Raw genomic sequence first — 16,853 nt, forward strand, 5'->3', positions numbered from 1 at the left:
AGTGGCGTTGCTCACTTCAGCTTCAGGCGCGACGTAGCTGCCCAGGGCCACGAACTGGAAGCTGTTGTGCTGCGCCAGGGTGGCCGGGTTGAAGAACATATGGCTGATGTCGCCGGAGCCGGTCGAGGCATTCGAAAAGGCCTGACCCAGCGAGGAGCCGCTCTGTTCCTTGATGGCGAAGCCCGCGGCCTCCGCCTTGCCGCCAGCAGCCGCGACGGCCGCCAGAACACCGAGGGATACCCCGGCCTTGAAAAGCGTCTTCATGGACTTCCTCCCACTCACGCTGCCCGGGGCCTCTGAAGCGTCCCTTGGCCTCTCCGGACTGTCTCAACACGGCCGAGCCGCAGTCTTCTGCTGCTAACTTAGCCGATAAAGCATAAATGAAGCGTGAACAAATCACCACAACTTCATGCGTTAATTCATGAATCTGCCCGTCCCTTCCCGGACGCGCCGACACAGTGGTGCGGAGAATGCACCGCGCATTCCTATTAAGTCAATCTCTTTCCGTATAGGGAAGCTATATTTTTCGGCAGGCCAGAACACGCGACAGGAAGGCGTGATCCAGCGATTCGACCCGGAACCCGGAGTCTTCGAAGAGCTCCTGTAGATCGCTTTGGATGTAGTCGAGGTAGTAGGGCTCGTGAAAATGCCCCGGGAAGCGCCGCAAAAGCGCGTCGTAGCCCGGCCGGTCGCCGAGCTGAAGGGAGTCGACCAGAAGGAAGAGCCCGCCCGGCTTCAGGATACGCGCGGCCTCCTCCGCCACTTGGCGGCGCACTTTCTTGGGCAGCTCGTGGAACAGGTAGACGGCGCTGACCGCGTCCACGGAGCTTTCCGGCAGTCCGGTCTTCTCCGCCGCCGCCTCGCGCAGATCCGCCTTCCGCCAGGGCTTCAGCGTCTCGGCGGCCTTTTCCAGATAGGGGCCGCTCAGGTCCAGCCCCGTAACCTGCAGGAGCGGGTAGTTCTGCTTCACGAAAGAAAGCCAGCGGGCCGTGCCCGTTCCCAGATCCACCAGGTGGCAGTCCCGGCTGCGCCGCCCGGCGAGGAAGCGCTGAAGCGGCACCAGCCCCTGACGCCGCATGGCGTCGCTGCCGCCGCCGAACAGCACCTCGACCTGATGGTCGTAGACGGCGGCGGACTCTTCGCTCAGCCAGCCGCCGCTCTGGTAGTGGAAGTTCTGCAGGTAGTAGCGGGGATAGCGCCCGCGCCTCTCCGGCGTGAAGACCTCCTGATGGCGGCCCGCCAGCCGCAGCTCCTCGACCTTCGAGAACTCACGGAAGAAGCGGGGCGCGCCGCGCAGGGCCTCCAGCCCGCCGGAAAGCAGGTCGTGCGGCGGCCTGTAGATGCCCGCCTCGATGTTGGCCCAATCGCGCGCCATCAGGGCCTGTAGGTCGGCGAGGATGTCGTTGCGGCTCGGAAAGCGCTCGGGTTCCGCCCCTGCCTCTTCCACCGGCGTCTCCGGTTTCCTTTCCGCGGGCCTGGTCATCCGCTGGGACAAGAGGTACTGGGACCAGTAGCCCGCGACGCGCGCGCCCTGGCCCAGGCGGTATAGGGTTCTGCCTAAAGGATCGCTCATGTCCTTAAGGCTTGGCGCGGGACCGCGCGCTGTCAAGCGATAGCCCTTTGCGCGGGGCGGCTTTTTTGCCTATACCCTTTGCGTCCCGACCGCCCGCGAAACGCTTTTTTGGGAGCTCTGGATGAGCCGCTTCAAGACCCTCGACGACCTCGACCTCGCCGGAAAGCGCGTGCTGGTGCGTGTCGATTTCAACGTGCCCCTCCAGGACGGCAAAGTCAGCGACGCCACCCGCATTGAGCGCGCCGCCGTCACGCTGCGCGAGTTGAGCGACAAGGGCGCGCGGGTCGTCCTCCTGTCCCACTTCGGGCGGCCCAAGGGCGCGCCCAACCCGGAGATGTCCCTCGCCCCGGTGCTGCCCGCGCTGGAAAAGGCGCTGGGCCGCCCGGTGGCCTTCGCCAAGGACTGCATCGGGCCCGCCGCAGAAGAGGCCGTGGCCGCGCTCGGCGAGGGCGGCGTCCTGCTGCTGGAGAACCTGCGTTTTCACGCAGGCGAGGAGAAGAACGATCCCGCCTTCGTGGCGGCGCTGGCGAAGTTGGGCGACCTCTACGTCGGGGACGCCTTTTCCGCCGCGCACCGCGCGCACGCCAGCGTCGAGGGCCTGGCCCGCGCGCTGCCCGCCGCCGCCGGGCGGCTGATGCAGACCGAGCTGGAGCACCTTCAGAGCGCGCTGGAGAATCCCGAGCGCCCGGTCGCCGCCGTGGTCGGCGGCGCCAAGGTCTCCTCCAAGCTGGAACTGCTGGGCAATCTGGTTGCCAAGGTCGACCTGCTGGTGATCGGCGGCGGCATGGCAAACACCTTCCTCTTCGCCCAGGGGGTCGCGGTCGGCAAGTCGCTCTGCGAGAAGGAGATGGCCGGGACCGCGCTGGAGATTCTCGAAAAGGCCGAAGCGGCGGGCTGCCACATCCTGCTGCCCGAAGACGTCGTGGTGGCAGAGGCCTTCGCCGCCGGAGCGGCCCATCAGACGGTCGGCAAGGAGGCCGTGCCGGACGAGGGCATGATCCTGGACGTCGGCCCCAAGTCGTTGGAGATGCTGGGCGCGGCCATCGAGGGCTGCAAGACCTGCGTCTGGAACGGCCCGCTGGGCGCCTTTGAGATCGAGCCCTTCGACAGGGGCACCGTCGCGCTCGCCCGCCAGGTGGCCGACCTGACCAAGGCCGGCAAGCTGCTCTCGGTCGCGGGCGGCGGCGACACCGTGGCCGCGCTGGGCCATGCCGGGGTGGTGGAGGACTTCTCTTACGTCTCCTCGGCGGGCGGCGCCTTCCTCGAATGGCTGGAAGGCAAAACCCTGCCGGGCGTCAAGGCCCTGGAAGACGCCGCCTGAGGGCTAGCCGCACTGCTCATAGTCCGTGGCCAGGCAGGTCTCAACTGCCCGCTCCACCGCGGCGCGCTCAGCGCCGGTCTCGTAGCAGGAAAAGGCCGCAGCAGGGCGCAATGAGCAAGGCATCCTGTCAGGGGCGCCTAAACGGGAGAAACAATATATTTTATGTCCCGAACAGTATAATTGGCTGACTGGCAAAGGCAATGCGCCTACTGGCCGCAGCCCGTGAAAGTTAGAAGAAACCGCCCAGTAACCGCAGGAGAATCAGCCCGCCCACGCCGCCGAGAACGCCCAGCAGCAGGTTGCGGCGCGTCGCGAAGAAGACCGCCAGCGCGGCCACTGTGGCGGCCAGACGGTAAGAGAGAGGCGTGGCGTCCAGGGGCGGACCCAGCGGTAGCACGATCATGCGGGCGATCAATGCTGCCAGCAGCGCATAGGACACCGCCCCGACCCACTGGAAGAGCGGCGAGCCCGGATCGATCCGCCCGGATAGGAGCACGCCCAGGAAGCGCCAGAAGTAGGTGACAAGCGCACCTAGACTGAGCGCCAGCAGGGCGGTCAGGATCAAGCCGTCACTCATCGACCACGCCTCCGCCCCCGTTCCGGCCTCCGTCCCCGGGTGTGGACCCCGGCGTGCGCCGCGTCACGCGCTCCGCAGCGAAGGCGAGGCTGCCGCCAAGCGTGCCGGCCAGCAGCAGGCCCCAGTCGGGCGTCAGCAGGTGGAGCGCCGGGCCCAGGACCGCGCCCAGCGCCAGCGCGTAGACCTTCATCCGGTCTCTCAGATCCGCTGCGAAGACCAGCATGAAATAGATCGGATTGAGAAAGACCAATCCCAGGGTCACGATGGAGGGCAGGGCGTCGGCGGCGAGGAAACCCAGCGCCGTCGAGACCAATGTCGAGCTCCAAAGCGTCATGGAGTAGCCGAAGAAGTAGGGTAGGCGCAGCGGCGGCTCGATCTTCTCCGCGTTGCTCATCATCTCCGCCCAACCGGTCACGGCCACCCAATGCGCTGCGATATAGAGTGGCCAGCGCCGCCAGCGGGAGGAGGCGAGCTTGGGCATCAGCACGACCGTCATGGGCAGAAGCCGCGCGTTGGTCAGCGCCACGACCGACACCATGACGACGAAGGAGGCGCCCACCGAAAGAAGTTCAACGACGGCGATCTGTCCCGGCAGCGCCCAGCCGGTCGCGGTGGAGAAGAGCCCCAGCCAGAGCGTGAGGCCCGACTCGCGCACCAGGGCCCCGAATCCCAGGAAGCTGCCGCAGAGCACGAGAACCGGCACGCCGAAGGCATTCAAGAGTCCGCGCCGGAAGGCCGCCTTCGGCGTTGCGAATTGATAGCGCTTGCTGTCGGTCATGCGGCGGCGCGGCCCTTCGGCCTATTCCAGGGACTCCCCAACACTAGAATCTCCAGGCTGCGCTTGGAAAGGTGCAGGATCCGGATGGCTGGTCCGCGTTATCCGCAACGATTGATTCGCAACGATTGGAGGGCGAAGAAGAGGTCCAGCCGCCGGCGCGCTACCCCTGCGGGCGTAGACACGGCCGGAACCTCTTCCCCGGTGCGGCCCGGCCTTTCGAAGCAGGCCGCGCCGTCTTGCCTCCGGACGCCAGGATCAGCGCCAGGCGAAGGAGAACTGATCGCCCCGGAAAACGAAGCGCTGAGGGTAGTAGCGCAGCACCCTGTGGCTGCCTGGCTTGATGTAGGCGCGGCCATAGCGGTCGAAACACTTGAGGCCTGCGATCTGGGCCGGACGCCCGCCCCAGTATCCATGCCTTGTCACCCGCTGGCAGGCGACCTGATGTCCCTGGTGCCTGCCCCGGTTCACATAAGGTGCCGTCCAGCCATAGTGCTTGCCCTTGTTCACATGGGGCGCGGTCCAGCCATAGTGCCCGCCCTGGCCGTGCCGGGGTTTCTGATAGTGGCGGCGTTGGCCGTAGAAGTGACGCTGGCGGTAGCTGTGGTGCTGGCCAAAGCTGTGGCGGTGGTCGCGTTGGACATGGTGCCCGCCTTGCTGATGGCGGGAGTCCCCGCGGCGGTAGTCGTGGCCTGAATTGCGGTGGCCCCGGTACTCGCCGGATTGGCTGTGCTGGTATTTCCGGACTTGGTCCCGGTCCCCGTTCTGTCCAGCCAGGGCCGCCTGGCCGAGGTCGAGGGTGAAGAACAGGACGCCCATCAGGGCGGCGAACTTGAATCGTGTGGGTATCATGGCCTTGCTAGTGGGTCTCATGACCTTGGCGCTCCCTTCGCTAAGTCTTGTCGCTGCCGTCCTCCCCACGGGTCTTGAAGGGTGGTACGGCGCAAGACCGCCGGAGCATCCCCGCTGATGCAGCGGAAGATCACTCCGCGAAGCGCGAGGGCCTGAAGGGTTGGGCCAGTTCCAAAGGGTGGCCCTCCATGATCTCAGCGGCCAGGATGCGGGCGGCGAGCGGCGCCAGAGTGATGCCCGAATGCATCGCGGCCAGAAAGAGACCCTCAATCCCCGGCAGCCCGCCCAGGATCGGCAGACCGTCGCGCGGCATGGGCCGCTGGCCGATGGCAAAGCCGGAGAGCGCCAGTCCGTCCGACCGCTTGAGGCCCCGGATCAGCGCCTTTTCTGCCCGCGCGGCGATGGCCGCGGGTCCGGTCTCTCGCTCGCTGTCGACGAAGTCCTCGGCGGCCAGAAGTTGGCGCGCCCCGGCCTGCCGGGCCTCGAAGTCCGGGCCGGAGACGATGCCGCGCAATAGCGGCCGCGCCACATCGAAGCTCAGCCACATCGACGGCGACGCCTCCAGCGGCAGGTCCAGGCCTAGCTCCGCACAGAGCCGCACGGAACCCAGCCCCGCGGCGAGCACAACGCTGTCCGCTTCCAGCCAGCCCTGCTGAAGCTGCACGCCGGTGACGCGCCCGCCCTTGGTGCGGAGAGCTTCTACCCTCTGTCCCGTCCGGATCACCGCGCCCTTTTCGGCCGCCGCGGCGACGAGCCCTTGGGTCACGGCCAGCGGAGCAAGCGCGCCCTCCTCGGCGGCGTAGACGGCGGTGCTCGGCGGGGCAGCGAGACCGGGCTCAAGCTGCGCTATCGCGCGGCGGTCCAAGAGGCTCACCGCTTGCCCCGCGCCCTTCAGCGCCTCGGCCTTCGCCGCCGTCGCTTCGGGATCGTTCTGCCAGGTCAAGGCGCCGCACCAATCGATGGCGAGGGCCGTGCCCACCTCACGCTGCACGTCACGCCAGGCCGGTATGGCCTCGCGCCTCAGCCGTCCCCAGGGTCCTTCGCCAGCTCCTTCGCCGGGCCCTGCGCCGACGCCGCTGGCGTTGATCCAGGCGAACGCCTTGCCGGTCACCCCGCCAGCAGGCTCCCCTTCCTCCAGCAGCAGCGTCTGCGCGCCGTCCACGGCCAGCCGGTAGGCCAAAGCCGCCCCGACGATCCCGCCGCCAACGATGATGATGTTCCGGGTCACGCGGGTCCTTCGTCCTTCTTTGCCGCTTTCAGGATCGGCGACAGGGTACAGACTCGGCGGGCAGGTTTCACCCCAGCGCGGCGTCTCACGGCCCGGGAAAAGCCGCTGCCGCCCCTGGATTCCAAACTCTGGCTGCTGACCCACGCCGACCTGCGCAGCGCCCCCAGAATCCGCGCCTGCCTCGACTTGCTCTACGAGGAACTGAAGCGCGCAAGGGGAAGGTTGATGCCCTAAAGCCCCTCGACCGGATTTGTGAAGGGGGGGAAGCCGGTCATGTCGCGGCTGTCGCGCCAGTGGTGCAGGGCCCAGTGGACGGAGGGGAAGGCGACGTCGTCCCAGGGGATCTCGTCCCAGGCGAAGAGGGCGACCTCCTGGCTTTCCGGGCCCGGCGCGAAGTCCGGGCGGGGCAGGCTGGCGCGGTAGATCATCTGCACCTGGCTGATCCGGGGGATGGAGTAGACGCCCAGCAGCAGCTCGATCTCAATCGCCGCGCGGGCCTCTTCCCAGGCTTCGCGGGCCGCGCCCTGTTCCGGGGTCTCGTGGTTCTCCAGGTAGCCCGCGGGCAGGGTCCAGTAACCGAGACGCGGTTCGATGGCCCGCCGGCAAAGCAGGAGCTTGCCGCCGCAGGTCACGACAGAGCCGACGACGATCTTGGGGTTCTCATAGGCGATGAAGCCGCAGGAATCGCAGACCAGCCGCTCCCGGTCGTCATCCTCGGGGATGCGGCGCTGAAAGCGCTGGGGTTGCTTGCCTTGGGAGCCCTCGGCCATGGCGTCTTACTTGCCGGCCGGCTTGATCATGCGGCCCAGGTTCTCGCCGGCGAAGATGTGCAGGTGGAAGTGCGGCACCTCCTGATGCGCGTCCCGGCCGGTGTTGGCGAGGATGCGGTAGCCGTCCGCCTCGACGCCCAGGTCGCGGGCGATCTTGCCGGCGGCGCGCACGAAGCCAGCGATCTCCTCCGGGCTGGCCTCCGCCGAGAAATCGGCGAAGGAGACATAGGCGCCCTTGGGGATCACCAGGACATGGGTCGGCGTCTGGGGATTGATGTCGTTGAAGGCGAGGACATGTTCGTCCTCGTAGACCTTGTCGCAAGGGATCTCGCCGCGAAGGATCTTGGCGAAGATGTTCTGGGGATCGTAGCTCATCCGTCCTCTCCCTGGTTTCGGGCCGCCTTTTCCTCCAGGCCGGAGACGCCTTCGCGTGCGGCCAGCTTGGCCCAGACCTGTTCCGGCTTCACGCCGCGCGCCGCCCAGAGCACCAGCAGGTGATAGAGCAGGTCGGCGCTCTCTCCGGCCAGGGCCTCGTCGTCCTCGACCAGCGCGGCGACCATGGTTTCCGCCGATTCCTCGCCCAGCTTCTGGGTGATCTTCTTCAGGCCCTTGGCGAAAAGCTTGGCGGTGTAGCTGCTTTCCGGGTCGGCGCCCTTGCGGGATTCGATCACGGCGAAAAGCCGCTCCAGAACCTCGGCTTCGCTCTTGTCGCTCATGGCCTGTCTCCCGAAGCCTCGATGGGGCGGACCGGCAGCCCGGCCTCGGCGATGGCCGCCTTGGCCTCGGCGATGGAATAGCTGCCGAAATGGAAGATGGAGGCGGCGAGCACCGCCGTCGCATGGCCGTCGCGCAGCCCCTCCACCATGTGTTGCAGCGTGCCGACACCGCCAGAGGCGATCACCGGTATGCGCACCGCATCCGCGATCGCGCGGGTCAGCGGGATGTCGTAGCCCTCGCCCGTGCCGTCGCGGTCCATGGAGGTCAGCAGTATTTCGCCCGCGCCGAAGGACTCCATCTTGCGGGCCCATTCCACGGCGTCGATGCCCGTCGCGTTGCGCCCGCCGTGGGTGAAGACCTCGAACTTGCCGGGCGCCACCTGCTTGGCGTCGATGGCGACCACGATGCACTGGGTGCCGAACTTCCGCGCCGCCTCGCGCACAAACTCCGGGTTGCTGACGGCGGCGGTGTTGATCGAGACCTTGTCGGCCCCGGCCAGCAGCAGCTTGCGGATGTCCTCCAGCGTGCGCACCCCGCCGCCCACGGTGAGCGGCATGAAGCAGTGCTCGGCGGTCTCGCGCACGACCTCCAGGATGATGCCCCGGTTCTCGTGGCTGGCGGTGATGTCCAGGAAGCAGAGCTCGTCGGCCCCGGCGGCGTCGTAGACCCGCGCCTGTTCGACCGGGTCGCCCGCATCGCGCAGGTCTACGAAGTTGACGCCCTTCACCACGCGCCCGTCCTTGACGTCGAGACAGGGTATGACGCGCATCTTCAGCACTAGGCCGTCTCCCTTTCTTGGGCCCCTGCGCCCTTGGCGACCGCCAGGGCTTCAGCCGGGTCGAGCCTTCCGTCGTAGAGCGCCCGTCCGCAGATCGCGCCTGAGATGCCGCGCGCCTCCAGCGCCTTCAGCTTCTTGATGTCTTCGATGCCCGAGAGGCCGCCGGAGGCGATCACCGGGATTGCCACGGCCTCGGCCAGCGCCAGGGTCTGCTCCAGGTTGATCCCCTGAAGCGCGCCGTCGCGCTCGATGTCGGTGTAGACGATGGCGGCGACGCCCGCGTCCTCGAAACGCCGGGCAAGGTCCACGGCCTCGACCTCGCTCGCCTCGGCCCAGCCCTCCACCGCGACCTTTCCGCCGCGCGCGTCGATGCCGACCACCACGCCGCCGGGATGAGCGCCCGCGGCCTGCTTCACCAGATCCGGATCGCGCAGCGCGACGGTGCCCAGGATGACGCGGGTCACCCCGGCTTCCAGCCAGGTCTCGATGGTCGCCCGGTCGCGGATGCCGCCGCCGAGCTGGGCAGGGAGGTCGGTGGCCTTCAGGATGGCGCGCACGGCATCGGCGTTGACCGGCTTGCCCTCGAACGCGCCGTTGAGGTCGACCAGATGGAGCCACTCGAAACCGGCGGCGGCGAACTTCGCCGCCTGATCCGCGGGGTCGCGGTTGAAGACGGTCGCCTGATCCATCTCGCCGCGCAGCAGGCGCACGGCCTCGCCGTCCTTCAGGTCGATTGCGGGGTAGAGGATCATGGCGCTCAGTCCTCGGGATTCTTGGAGGTCAGCTGCTTGGAGTAGTGCAGCCCCGTCACCCAGGCGCCGTCCACCAGGGCGTAGTAGGGGTTCCGCCCCCAGCACTTGAAGCCGAGGCTCTCGTAGACCTCGATGGCGCGGGCCTGGGTCTCGCGCACGTCCAGGGTGATGGCCTTCAGCCCGGCGTCCCGCGCGGAGCGCTCCACCGACTTCACCAGCAGGGGCGCCAGACCGTGGCCGCGCGCCCAGGGCGCCAGGAACAGCGAGGTGATCTGTCCGACGGCCGACTGCGCCTCGTTGTTGCGGGCGGCGCGCTGAAGCTGCGCCGAACCGGCGATGGTCTTGTCGAGCCGCGCCACGAAGAGCTGCCGCTCGGGCACCAGCAGCACGCCCTTCCAGTAGCGTTCCAGCGTCTGGCGCGGCGGCGGCGTCAGCCAGCCGAAGCCGCCGCCCTGGAGAATCGCCACTTCGGTCGCATCGCAGAGGTCGTGCAGGTCCGCGCCGCTCAGGCTGTCGACGCGCTCCACGGCGGTTTGGGCTTCGATGACGGGAAAGTCGCTCACGGTCGCCACTCCAGAAAGTTGGTGAGAAGCCGGAGGCCAGCGGCCTGGCTCTTTTCCGGGTGGAACTGCGTGCCCGCCATGGTGTCGCGTCCGACGATGGCGGCGACGCTGGCCCCATAGTCCACGGACGCCAAACGCTGCGCCGGATTCTCCAGCCGCAGGTGGTAGCCGTGAACAAAATAAACGTGGGAACCCTGGTCGAGGCCCGCAAGCAGAGGATGGTCCTGTTCGATCACGAGCTCGTTCCAGCCCATGTGCGGAATCTTGAGGGTGGGGTCCTCGGGCTCCAGCGCCACCACCTCGCCGGGCAGCCAGCCGAAGCCCGGCGTGTCGCCATGCTCACGCCCGACGCTGGCCATCAACTGCATGCCGACGCAGATGCCGAGAAAGGGGCGCGCCTTCACGGCCACCGCCTCCTCCAGCGCCTCGACCATGCCGGGCAGCGCCTCCAGACCGGCGCGGCAGTCGCCGAACGCGCCGACGCCGGGCAGCACGATCCGCTCGGCCGCCGCCACGCGGGCGGGGTCGGCGGTCACCTCGACCGCCCCGGAATAGCCGCTCTCGCGCGCTGCGCGCTCCAGCGCCTTGGCAGCCGAACGCAGGTTTCCCGAGCCGTAGTCCACGACTGCGACCGTCATGCTTTGGATCTCCCGTTTCGCAGTCGGCTCAGATGAGCGAGCCCTTTGTGGAGGCCACCTCGCCGTCCAGGCGCGGGTCGATCTCGACCGCCTGACGCAGCGCGCGGGCCAGCGCCTTGAAGCTGGATTCCACGATATGGTGGTTGTTCACGCCGTAGAGGTTCTCGACATGCAGCGTGATCCCGGCATGCTGGGCGAAGGCCTGGAAGAACTCGCGGAACAGCTCGGTATCCATCTCGCCGAGCTTGTCGCGGGTGAACTCCACCTTCCAGATCAGGTAGGGCCGCCCCGAGACGTCCAGCGCGCAGCGCGTCAGGGTCTCGTCCATGGGGATGTAGGCATGGCCGTAACGGCGGATGCCCGCGCGGTCCTCCAGCGCGTTGGCCACGGCCTTGCCCAGCACGATGCCGCAATCCTCGGTCGTGTGGTGGCCGTCGATGTGGAGGTCGCCCTCGCAGTCCAGTTCGATGTCGATCAGGGAATGGCGCGCCAGCTGCTCGATCATGTGATCGAGAAAGCCGAGACCGGTGGTCACGTCATAGCGGCCGGTCCCGTCCAAGTCGATCTTGGCGGTGATCTGCGTTTCCTTGGTCTGTCGCTCGACACGCGCCTGGCGCATGGCTCTGTCACTCCCGCTTTTCTGGCCCGGAGGATTGAAACGGAGCGCTTTTTAGCAGGAAGCGGGCCCCAAGGTCACGCACCAAAAAGCCCGCGCGTCTTTTGGACCTTTTAATACACTTTTCGATTGTTCGGCGAGCCGGGCGCCGCGCTATCGTCTCAAGCAGAACGAATCATGAATGATTGAGCGAAACACCGGGAGATTCAGGTGAGGTTCAAGATTATCCCCGTCCTCTGCGGGGCGGCCCTGCTGGCCGGGGTCAGCGCCTGTCAGACCACGAGCGGGACCGGCGGCGGTTCGGGCAGCGTGTCAAGCGGCACGAGTTCTGGCGGGGCGAGCTCTGGCGGCCAGTCCGCCAACCGGCAAACGCTCGATGAGCCGATCTTTCTCGCGAGCATGACCAGCACCATTCCCCACGGACAATCCATCGACACCCCCGGCGGGGACGGCTTCGTTTGTGCGCCACCCGTCGTCCACCTCACCTGGAGCGTGCAGCCCGGCGCCAATTTCAATCTGGCCCATCAGGACAGTGTCGCTTCGGCGTTTCGCGAGCAGGGTCTGTCGCTCGTCAAGGGCTCGACCAGCACTTTCAAGTCGGACGACCCGGCCTCCGAGGTGGACCTGCTTCTGGCGGGCACGGTCTTCGAGTACAAGATGCGCTCTTGCCGCTGGGGTTGGGATGAGACCTATTCCGGCGATGCGACGGTCAAGATCCGGTGGGAGCTCTATTCCCAATATCTCGACGAGGTGCTGTTCGACGAGACCTTCGTCACGGAATTCAAGGAGCGGCGGTATAGGCTGCAGATCACCGACATCCTGACCAAGACCTTCGAGAAGTCGGCGCACGAATTGGCGGGCAACCCCCGCTTCAGGGAAGCCGTGGCGAGCGCAAGCCAGGCGGACGGGGCGCGCCAGGCCCTGGTGCAGAAAGCGGCCTGGGAGCCTTTGAGGCTCGACGGCCCGGCGCTTCGGCGGCAGGCCTTCACGGCGAACCCCGACCCCGTTCTCGACGCCACCGTCGTGCTTCGCTCCTCGACCGGCCACGGCTCCGGCTTCGTGGTTTCCTCCGACGGCTACATTCTGACCAACGCCCATGTGGTGGGGCGGTCCAGCGAGATCACTGTGCGGTTCCGGGACGGGCGCGAGTTCAACGGGCGGATACTCAGGCGCGACGAGAGGCGCGATGTGGCGCTGGTGAAGATCGAGGCGCGCGGTCTCCCGACGCTGCCGCTCCGCAGCGCGCCGGTGAAGGTCGGCGAGGAGGTCTTCTCAATCGGCGCGCCGCTCTATGAAAGCCTCTCAGCGACGGTGTCGTCGGGAATCGTGAGCGCCTTGCGCCCCGGCGCGCGTAAGGGCTATGACGTCATCCAGTCGGATGCGATCATCCACGGCGGCAATTCGGGCGGCCCGCTGGTCGACCGCAACGGCAATGTCGTGGCGATCGCGGTTTCCATCATCACCGACAGCGCGGAGAAATTCGGATCGGGCATCTCCATGTTCATCCCGATCCGCGATGGGCTGGAGAAGCTCGAACTCGACGTGAACTGAAGCGCGGCAGACGCTCGCCGCTTGACCCGGCTGGGCGGCCACGCCATCTATGCCGGGTCATGAGCGAGCAAAACAGCAACAGCCCCGTCTGGCACGGGACCACGATCCTCTCGGTGCGCAAGGGCGGCCATGTGGTGATCGCGGGCGACGGTCAGGTCACCCTGGGCAACACCGTGATCAAATCCAACGCGCGCAAGGTGCGCCCTCTGGGCGACGGCAAGGTGATCGCCGGGTTCGCGGGCGCCACCGCCGACGCCTTCACGCTGTTCGAGCGGCTGGAGGCCAAGCTGGAGAAGCACCCCGGCCAACTGGTGCGCGCCTGCGTCGAGCTGGCCAAGGACTGGCGCACCGACCGCTACCTGCGCCGGCTGGAGGCCATGATGGCCGTGGCCGACGCCGGTCATTCCCTGGTTCTGACCGGCACCGGCGATGTGCTGGAGCCCGAGGACGGCCTGATCGGCATCGGCTCGGGCGGCTCCTTCGCGCTCTCCGCGGCCCGCGCGCTCGTGGACGTCGAGGGCCTGGACGCCGAGGCCATCGCCCGCAAGTCCATGAAGATCGCCGCCGATATCTGCATCTATACAAATGAGTCAGTCGTTGTCGAAAAGCTTCCGACCGAATAGCGGCGGGGCGGAAAACGCCGCCGCCTCCTTTTCGCCGCGCGAGATCGTCTCCGAACTGGACCGCTTCATCGTGGGACAGGGCGACGCCAAGCGCGCCGTCGCCGTGGCGCTGCGCAACCGCTGGCGCCGCCAGCAGCTGCCCGAGGCGCTGCGCGAAGAGGTCCTGCCCAAGAATATCCTGATGATCGGGCCGACCGGCGTCGGCAAGACGGAGATCGCGCGCCGCCTGGCGCGGCTCGCCAACGCCCCCTTCCTGAAGATCGAGGCGACCAAGTTCACCGAAGTCGGCTATGTCGGCCGCGACGTGGAGTCCATCGTCCGCGATCTGGTCGAGATTTCCATCACCATGACCCGCGAGCGCCTGCGCCGCGAAGTGCGCGCCAAGGCCGAGCTTCAGGCCGAGGAGCGCATCCTGGACGCGCTGGTCGGCGAGAACGCGAGCGCGGAGACACGCCAGAAGTTCCGCAAGATGCTGCGCGAGGGCGAGATCGACTCCAAGGAGATCGAGGTCAAGGTCGCCGACACCAGCGGGCTTGAGCTGCCGACCATGGACATCCCCGGCATGCCCGGCGGCCAGATGGGCATGCTCAACCTGGGCGACATCTTCGGTAAGGCCATGGGCGGACGCCAGAAGCCCCGCCGCATGCAGGTGGCCGAGGCCATGGAGATCCTGAGCGAGGAGGAGGCCGACAAGCTCCTCGACGAGGAGCGGGTCAAGAGCGAGGCCATCGAGGCGGTCGAGCAGCACGGCATCGTGTTCCTGGACGAGATCGACAAGATCACCGCGCGCTCCGACGAGGGCGTGCGCGGCGGCGGCGACGTCAGCCGCGAAGGCGTGCAGCGCGACCTCTTGCCGCTGATCGAGGGGACCCAGGTCGCCACCAAGCACGGCACGGTGCGCACGGACTTCATTCTCTTCATCGCCTCGGGCGCTTTCCATCTCGCCAAGCCCAGCGACCTGCTGCCGGAGTTGCAGGGCCGCCTGCCGATCCGCGTGGAGCTGAAGGCCCTGACGCGCGACGACTTCAAGCGCATCCTGACCGAGCCGGAGGCGAGCCTCATCAAGCAGTACACGGCGCTGATGGGGACCGAGGACCTCTCTCTCACCTTCACCGACGACTCCATCGACGCGCTGGCCGACCTCTCCTTCCAGATCAACGAGACGGTGGAGAACATCGGCGCGCGGCGGCTTCAGACCGTGATGGAAAAGCTGCTGGAGGAAATCTCCTTCACCGCCCCGGACCGCGGCGGCGAAGCCATCACCATCGACGCCCAGATGGTCCAGGAGCGCGTCGGCCACCTGGTCCAGAACGCCGACCTCTCGAAGTTCATTCTTTAGCCGCAACGCTGGCTTTAAGAGCGGCGGCGGCTGCCCATCCTTCGAGACGCGGGCTGTCGCCCGCTCCTCAGGATGAGGTGGTACGCACTGAGGCTATTCGGCGGGCGAGGCGGCGGTCCAGCCCTGGGGAAGCGCGCGCCTGACACATTCCCACCCAGCCACGACCAAGCGCCAGCCTCATCCTGAGGAGGGTCCGAACGGACCCGTCTCGAAGGATGGGCGGCGCTTTGCCTCCCGCCACTCCTGCTACTTCCGCACCACCAGCGCCACGCCGAGCGCGGTGACGGCGACCCCGGCGAGGGCGATCAGGCCGAAGGTCTCGCCGAACAGGAAGTAGGCGATGAGCGCGGTCGAGGGCGGCACGAGGTAGAAGAGGCTGGCGACCTTGTTGGCCTCGCCCAGCCGGATCAGCAGCATCAGGAGGCTGACCGCGCCCAGGCTCAAGACCAGCACCAGCCAGGCGAGCGAGAAGATGAGCTCGCCGGTCCAGTCGATGTGGAACTCCTCGAACAGCAGCGCGCCGAGCCCGCAGGCGAGCGCGGCGGCCATGTACTGGATCGCCGTGCCGCTGCGCAGGTCCATGCCGCCGCCGAAGCGCTTCTGGTAGAGCGTGCCGATGGCGATGGCCAGGACCGCCAGCACGCAGATGAAGACCTCGGTCCAGCCGAACCCCTCGAACGCGGTGGCCGCCGCCGGGTCGATCTTCTCTGAGAGCACCAGCGCCACGCCGACCAGACCCAGGAAGAAGCCCAGCCATTGGCGCAGCTTCACCCGTTCGCCCAGAAGCCGCCCGGCCAGCAGTGCGACCAGCACCGGCTGGAGGGACACGATCAGCGCGGAGAGGCCCGCGGTCATGCCCTGGTGGATCGCGACGAAGACCCCGCCCAGATAGACCGCATGGACCAGGAAGCCGACCACGGCGATGTGGCCCCACTGGCGCCAGTCCTTGGGCCAGGGCGCGCCGGTCAGGAAGGCGAAGCCGGCGAGCAGCCCCGTCGCGATGGCGAAGCGCAGCAGCAGGAAGGTCATGGGCTCGGCGTGGGGCATGGCCCCCTTGGCGCCGATGAAGCCGGTCGACCAGAGCAGGACGAAGAGGCCCGGCGCGGTCGCGCCCGCCAGGCGTTGCAGGCCTTCCCGGGTCATATCAGGGCTCCTGCTCGATCTGTTGCAGAAGCTCAGCCAGGCGCTCTTCGGAGAGGTCGCCGATGCGCTCGGAAAGGCGGTTGGCCAGAAGGGTCGCGGTGCTCGACAGTCCGGCGGTGTCCACCACCACGCGCGGGTGGGAGACATCGGCCAGGCGCTGAAGCTCCTCCGCGTCGTCCCAGATGATTCCCAGGTGCTGGCAGATGTTGTGCACCAGCCGTCGGTTGGGCCGCCCGCGCTTGCCGTGCTCCAAGGCGGAGAGATAGGCGGCCGAGACGCCCAGCGCCGCCGCCATCTGCTGAAGTGTCTCGCCGCGCTCGGCCCGCAAGCCGCGCAGCTTTTCGCCAAAGGGTGTCATGGGGCGGCAGTCTAGTGGCGGGCGCGGGGGTTTTGCCAGTGAGCTTTCCGTCTAGGGCCTATGCGCCAGGCTCAAGACGGCGCAGAAGCACGCCCGTCACTGGGCTGCGTTACTGGGGCCGGCGCCGCTTCAAGAGCACATAGAAGGCCCCGGCGCCGCCGTGCTTGGGCTGGGCCTGGGCGAAGGCCAGGACGCGGGCGCGGTTGGGTCCCTCGTTCAGCCACTGGCCCAGACTGCGGCGCAGCACGCCGCGCGACTCGCCGATCTGGCCCTTGCCGGTAATCACGAGGATGCAGCGCTTGTCGGCGGCCTGCGCGCTGGCGAGGAAACGGCTCAGCGCCTCCTCCGCCTCGTGCTGGCGGTGGCCGTGAAGGTCCAGCACCGCCTCGATCGGAAGCTGGCCGCGGCGCAGGCGCTCGGCGTTGCGGCGGTCGATATCGACCAGACGGCTGGGGTCGAGCGGCCTGGGCTCGCTGCGGGGCGGGGTCAGGGGGGTGAGGGGAGGCGGCGCGATGGGGCGGGTCTTCGGGGTCTTGGACTTGGCGGCCTTGGGGCCGGGCGTCTCGGCGGCGGCCTCTTCCTCCTTGACCGTGCGCCGGCGCTTCAGCGGCTGGACGCTCTCCGCGACGCGGGACCAGAGCTGCTGGTCCTCCTTGGAAAGCCTCGGCTTCTTGGACAT

Annotated in this window: 21 protein-coding genes; 4 read left to right on the forward strand and 17 right to left on the reverse strand. The window is 67.7% G+C overall.

The genetic code is table 11. The features are described 5' to 3' along the window. Positions 1-264 (reverse strand): outer membrane protein transport protein (locus tag P8X75_07925; GenBank protein ID MEJ1995130.1); only part of this gene is annotated, 264 nt, incomplete at its 3' end. Between the two features lie 253 nt (positions 265-517). After that, complete coding sequence (locus P8X75_07930; GenBank protein ID MEJ1995131.1) at positions 518-1,573, reverse strand: class I SAM-dependent methyltransferase; 1,056 nt, start codon at positions 1,571-1,573, stop codon at positions 518-520. A gap of 121 nt (positions 1,574-1,694) precedes the next feature. Here P8X75_07930 and P8X75_07935 point away from each other — a divergent pair, with 121 nt between their 5' ends. Next, positions 1,695-2,894: a phosphoglycerate kinase gene (locus P8X75_07935; GenBank protein ID MEJ1995132.1), complete on the forward strand. Its 1,200-nt coding sequence runs from the start codon at positions 1,695-1,697 to the stop codon at positions 2,892-2,894. Positions 2,895-3,123: 229 nt separating this feature from the next. Here P8X75_07935 and P8X75_07940 read toward each other — a convergent pair whose 3' ends face one another. From P8X75_07940 to hisB, 12 genes are all read right to left on the reverse strand, one after another. Continuing rightward, complete coding sequence (locus P8X75_07940) at positions 3,124-3,471, reverse strand: AzlD domain-containing protein (protein MEJ1995133.1); 348 nt, start codon at positions 3,469-3,471, stop codon at positions 3,124-3,126. Continuing rightward, positions 3,464-4,249 carry an AzlC family ABC transporter permease gene (locus tag P8X75_07945; GenBank protein ID MEJ1995134.1) on the reverse strand — a complete coding sequence of 262 codons (786 nt, stop codon included), beginning with the start codon at positions 4,247-4,249 and terminating at the stop codon, positions 3,464-3,466. Before P8X75_07945 ends, P8X75_07940 begins: the two co-directional genes overlap by 8 nt. A 255-nt stretch (positions 4,250-4,504) precedes the next feature. Next, a complete protein-coding gene (locus tag P8X75_07950; GenBank protein ID MEJ1995135.1) occupies positions 4,505-5,098 on the reverse strand; it encodes a hypothetical protein in 594 nt (197 codons plus the stop codon). A 130-nt stretch (positions 5,099-5,228) separates the two neighbouring features. Further along, on the reverse strand, positions 5,229-6,326 hold the full coding sequence (locus P8X75_07955; protein MEJ1995136.1) for an FAD-binding oxidoreductase: 1,098 nt from the start codon (positions 6,324-6,326) through the stop codon (positions 5,229-5,231). A gap of 230 nt (positions 6,327-6,556) precedes the next feature. Next, entirely contained in the window at positions 6,557-7,096 is a 540-nt protein-coding gene (locus P8X75_07960) for an NUDIX hydrolase (GenBank protein ID MEJ1995137.1), read from the reverse strand. A gap of 6 nt (positions 7,097-7,102) precedes the next feature. After that, positions 7,103-7,471 (reverse strand): histidine triad nucleotide-binding protein, encoded by a 369-nt coding sequence (locus P8X75_07965; protein MEJ1995138.1) that lies wholly within the window; start codon positions 7,469-7,471, stop codon positions 7,103-7,105. Further along, complete coding sequence (locus P8X75_07970) at positions 7,468-7,812, reverse strand: phosphoribosyl-ATP diphosphatase (protein MEJ1995139.1); 345 nt, start codon at positions 7,810-7,812, stop codon at positions 7,468-7,470. Before P8X75_07970 ends, P8X75_07965 begins: the two co-directional genes overlap by 4 nt. Then, positions 7,809-8,591, reverse strand: coding sequence for an imidazole glycerol phosphate synthase subunit HisF (hisF, locus tag P8X75_07975; GenBank protein ID MEJ1995140.1), 783 nt, complete (start codon positions 8,589-8,591; stop codon positions 7,809-7,811). The genes P8X75_07970 and hisF overlap by 4 nt, the downstream gene beginning before the upstream one ends. Beyond that, positions 8,591-9,343 (reverse strand): 1-(5-phosphoribosyl)-5-[(5-phosphoribosylamino)methylideneamino]imidazole-4-carboxamide isomerase, encoded by a 753-nt coding sequence (gene hisA, locus P8X75_07980; GenBank protein MEJ1995141.1) that lies wholly within the window; start codon positions 9,341-9,343, stop codon positions 8,591-8,593. The genes hisF and hisA overlap by 1 nt, the downstream gene beginning before the upstream one ends. A 5-nt stretch (positions 9,344-9,348) precedes the next feature. Then, the gene (locus P8X75_07985; GenBank protein ID MEJ1995142.1) at positions 9,349-9,906 is read right to left on the reverse strand and encodes a GNAT family N-acetyltransferase; all 558 of its coding nucleotides are present in this window, start codon (positions 9,904-9,906) and stop codon (positions 9,349-9,351) included. After that, the gene (gene hisH / locus P8X75_07990) at positions 9,903-10,544 is read right to left on the reverse strand and encodes an imidazole glycerol phosphate synthase subunit HisH (GenBank protein ID MEJ1995143.1); all 642 of its coding nucleotides are present in this window, start codon (positions 10,542-10,544) and stop codon (positions 9,903-9,905) included. Before hisH ends, P8X75_07985 begins: the two co-directional genes overlap by 4 nt. Before the next feature lie 28 nt (positions 10,545-10,572). Further along, positions 10,573-11,163 (reverse strand): imidazoleglycerol-phosphate dehydratase HisB, encoded by a 591-nt coding sequence (gene hisB, locus P8X75_07995; GenBank protein ID MEJ1995144.1) that lies wholly within the window; start codon positions 11,161-11,163, stop codon positions 10,573-10,575. Between the two features lie 207 nt (positions 11,164-11,370). Between hisB and P8X75_08000 the strand changes: the two genes are divergently transcribed. From P8X75_08000 to hslU, 3 genes are read left to right on the forward strand one after another with little or no spacing between them, the layout of a single operon-like run. Beyond that, positions 11,371-12,711 (forward strand): trypsin-like peptidase domain-containing protein, encoded by a 1,341-nt coding sequence (locus P8X75_08000; GenBank protein ID MEJ1995145.1) that lies wholly within the window; start codon positions 11,371-11,373, stop codon positions 12,709-12,711. Between the two features lie 59 nt (positions 12,712-12,770). Beyond that, positions 12,771-13,334 carry an ATP-dependent protease subunit HslV gene (hslV, locus tag P8X75_08005; protein MEJ1995146.1) on the forward strand — a complete coding sequence of 188 codons (564 nt, stop codon included), beginning with the start codon at positions 12,771-12,773 and terminating at the stop codon, positions 13,332-13,334. Further along, on the forward strand, positions 13,309-14,673 hold the full coding sequence (gene hslU, locus P8X75_08010; GenBank protein ID MEJ1995147.1) for an ATP-dependent protease ATPase subunit HslU: 1,365 nt from the start codon (positions 13,309-13,311) through the stop codon (positions 14,671-14,673). Before hslV ends, hslU begins: the two co-directional genes overlap by 26 nt. Positions 14,674-14,919: 246 nt before the next feature. Here the strand turns inward: hslU and P8X75_08015 are convergent, their stop codons facing one another. The 3 genes from P8X75_08015 to P8X75_08025 all read right to left on the reverse strand — a co-directional run bounded on the left by P8X75_08015 (position 14,920) and on the right by P8X75_08025 (position 16,853). Further along, positions 14,920-15,816, reverse strand: a complete 897-nt coding sequence (locus P8X75_08015) for a DMT family transporter (protein ID MEJ1995148.1) — start codon at positions 15,814-15,816, stop codon at positions 14,920-14,922. Position 15,817: 1 nt separating this feature from the next. Then, complete coding sequence (locus P8X75_08020; GenBank protein MEJ1995149.1) at positions 15,818-16,174, reverse strand: helix-turn-helix transcriptional regulator; 357 nt, start codon at positions 16,172-16,174, stop codon at positions 15,818-15,820. 109 nt (positions 16,175-16,283) lie between these two features. Continuing rightward, positions 16,284-16,853, reverse strand: coding sequence for a Smr/MutS family protein (locus P8X75_08025; GenBank protein ID MEJ1995150.1), 570 nt, complete (start codon positions 16,851-16,853; stop codon positions 16,284-16,286).

Origin of the sequence: Limibacillus sp. (genome assembly GCA_037379885.1) — a bacterium.
GTDB lineage: Bacteria > Pseudomonadota > Alphaproteobacteria > Kiloniellales > CECT-8803 > JARRJC01.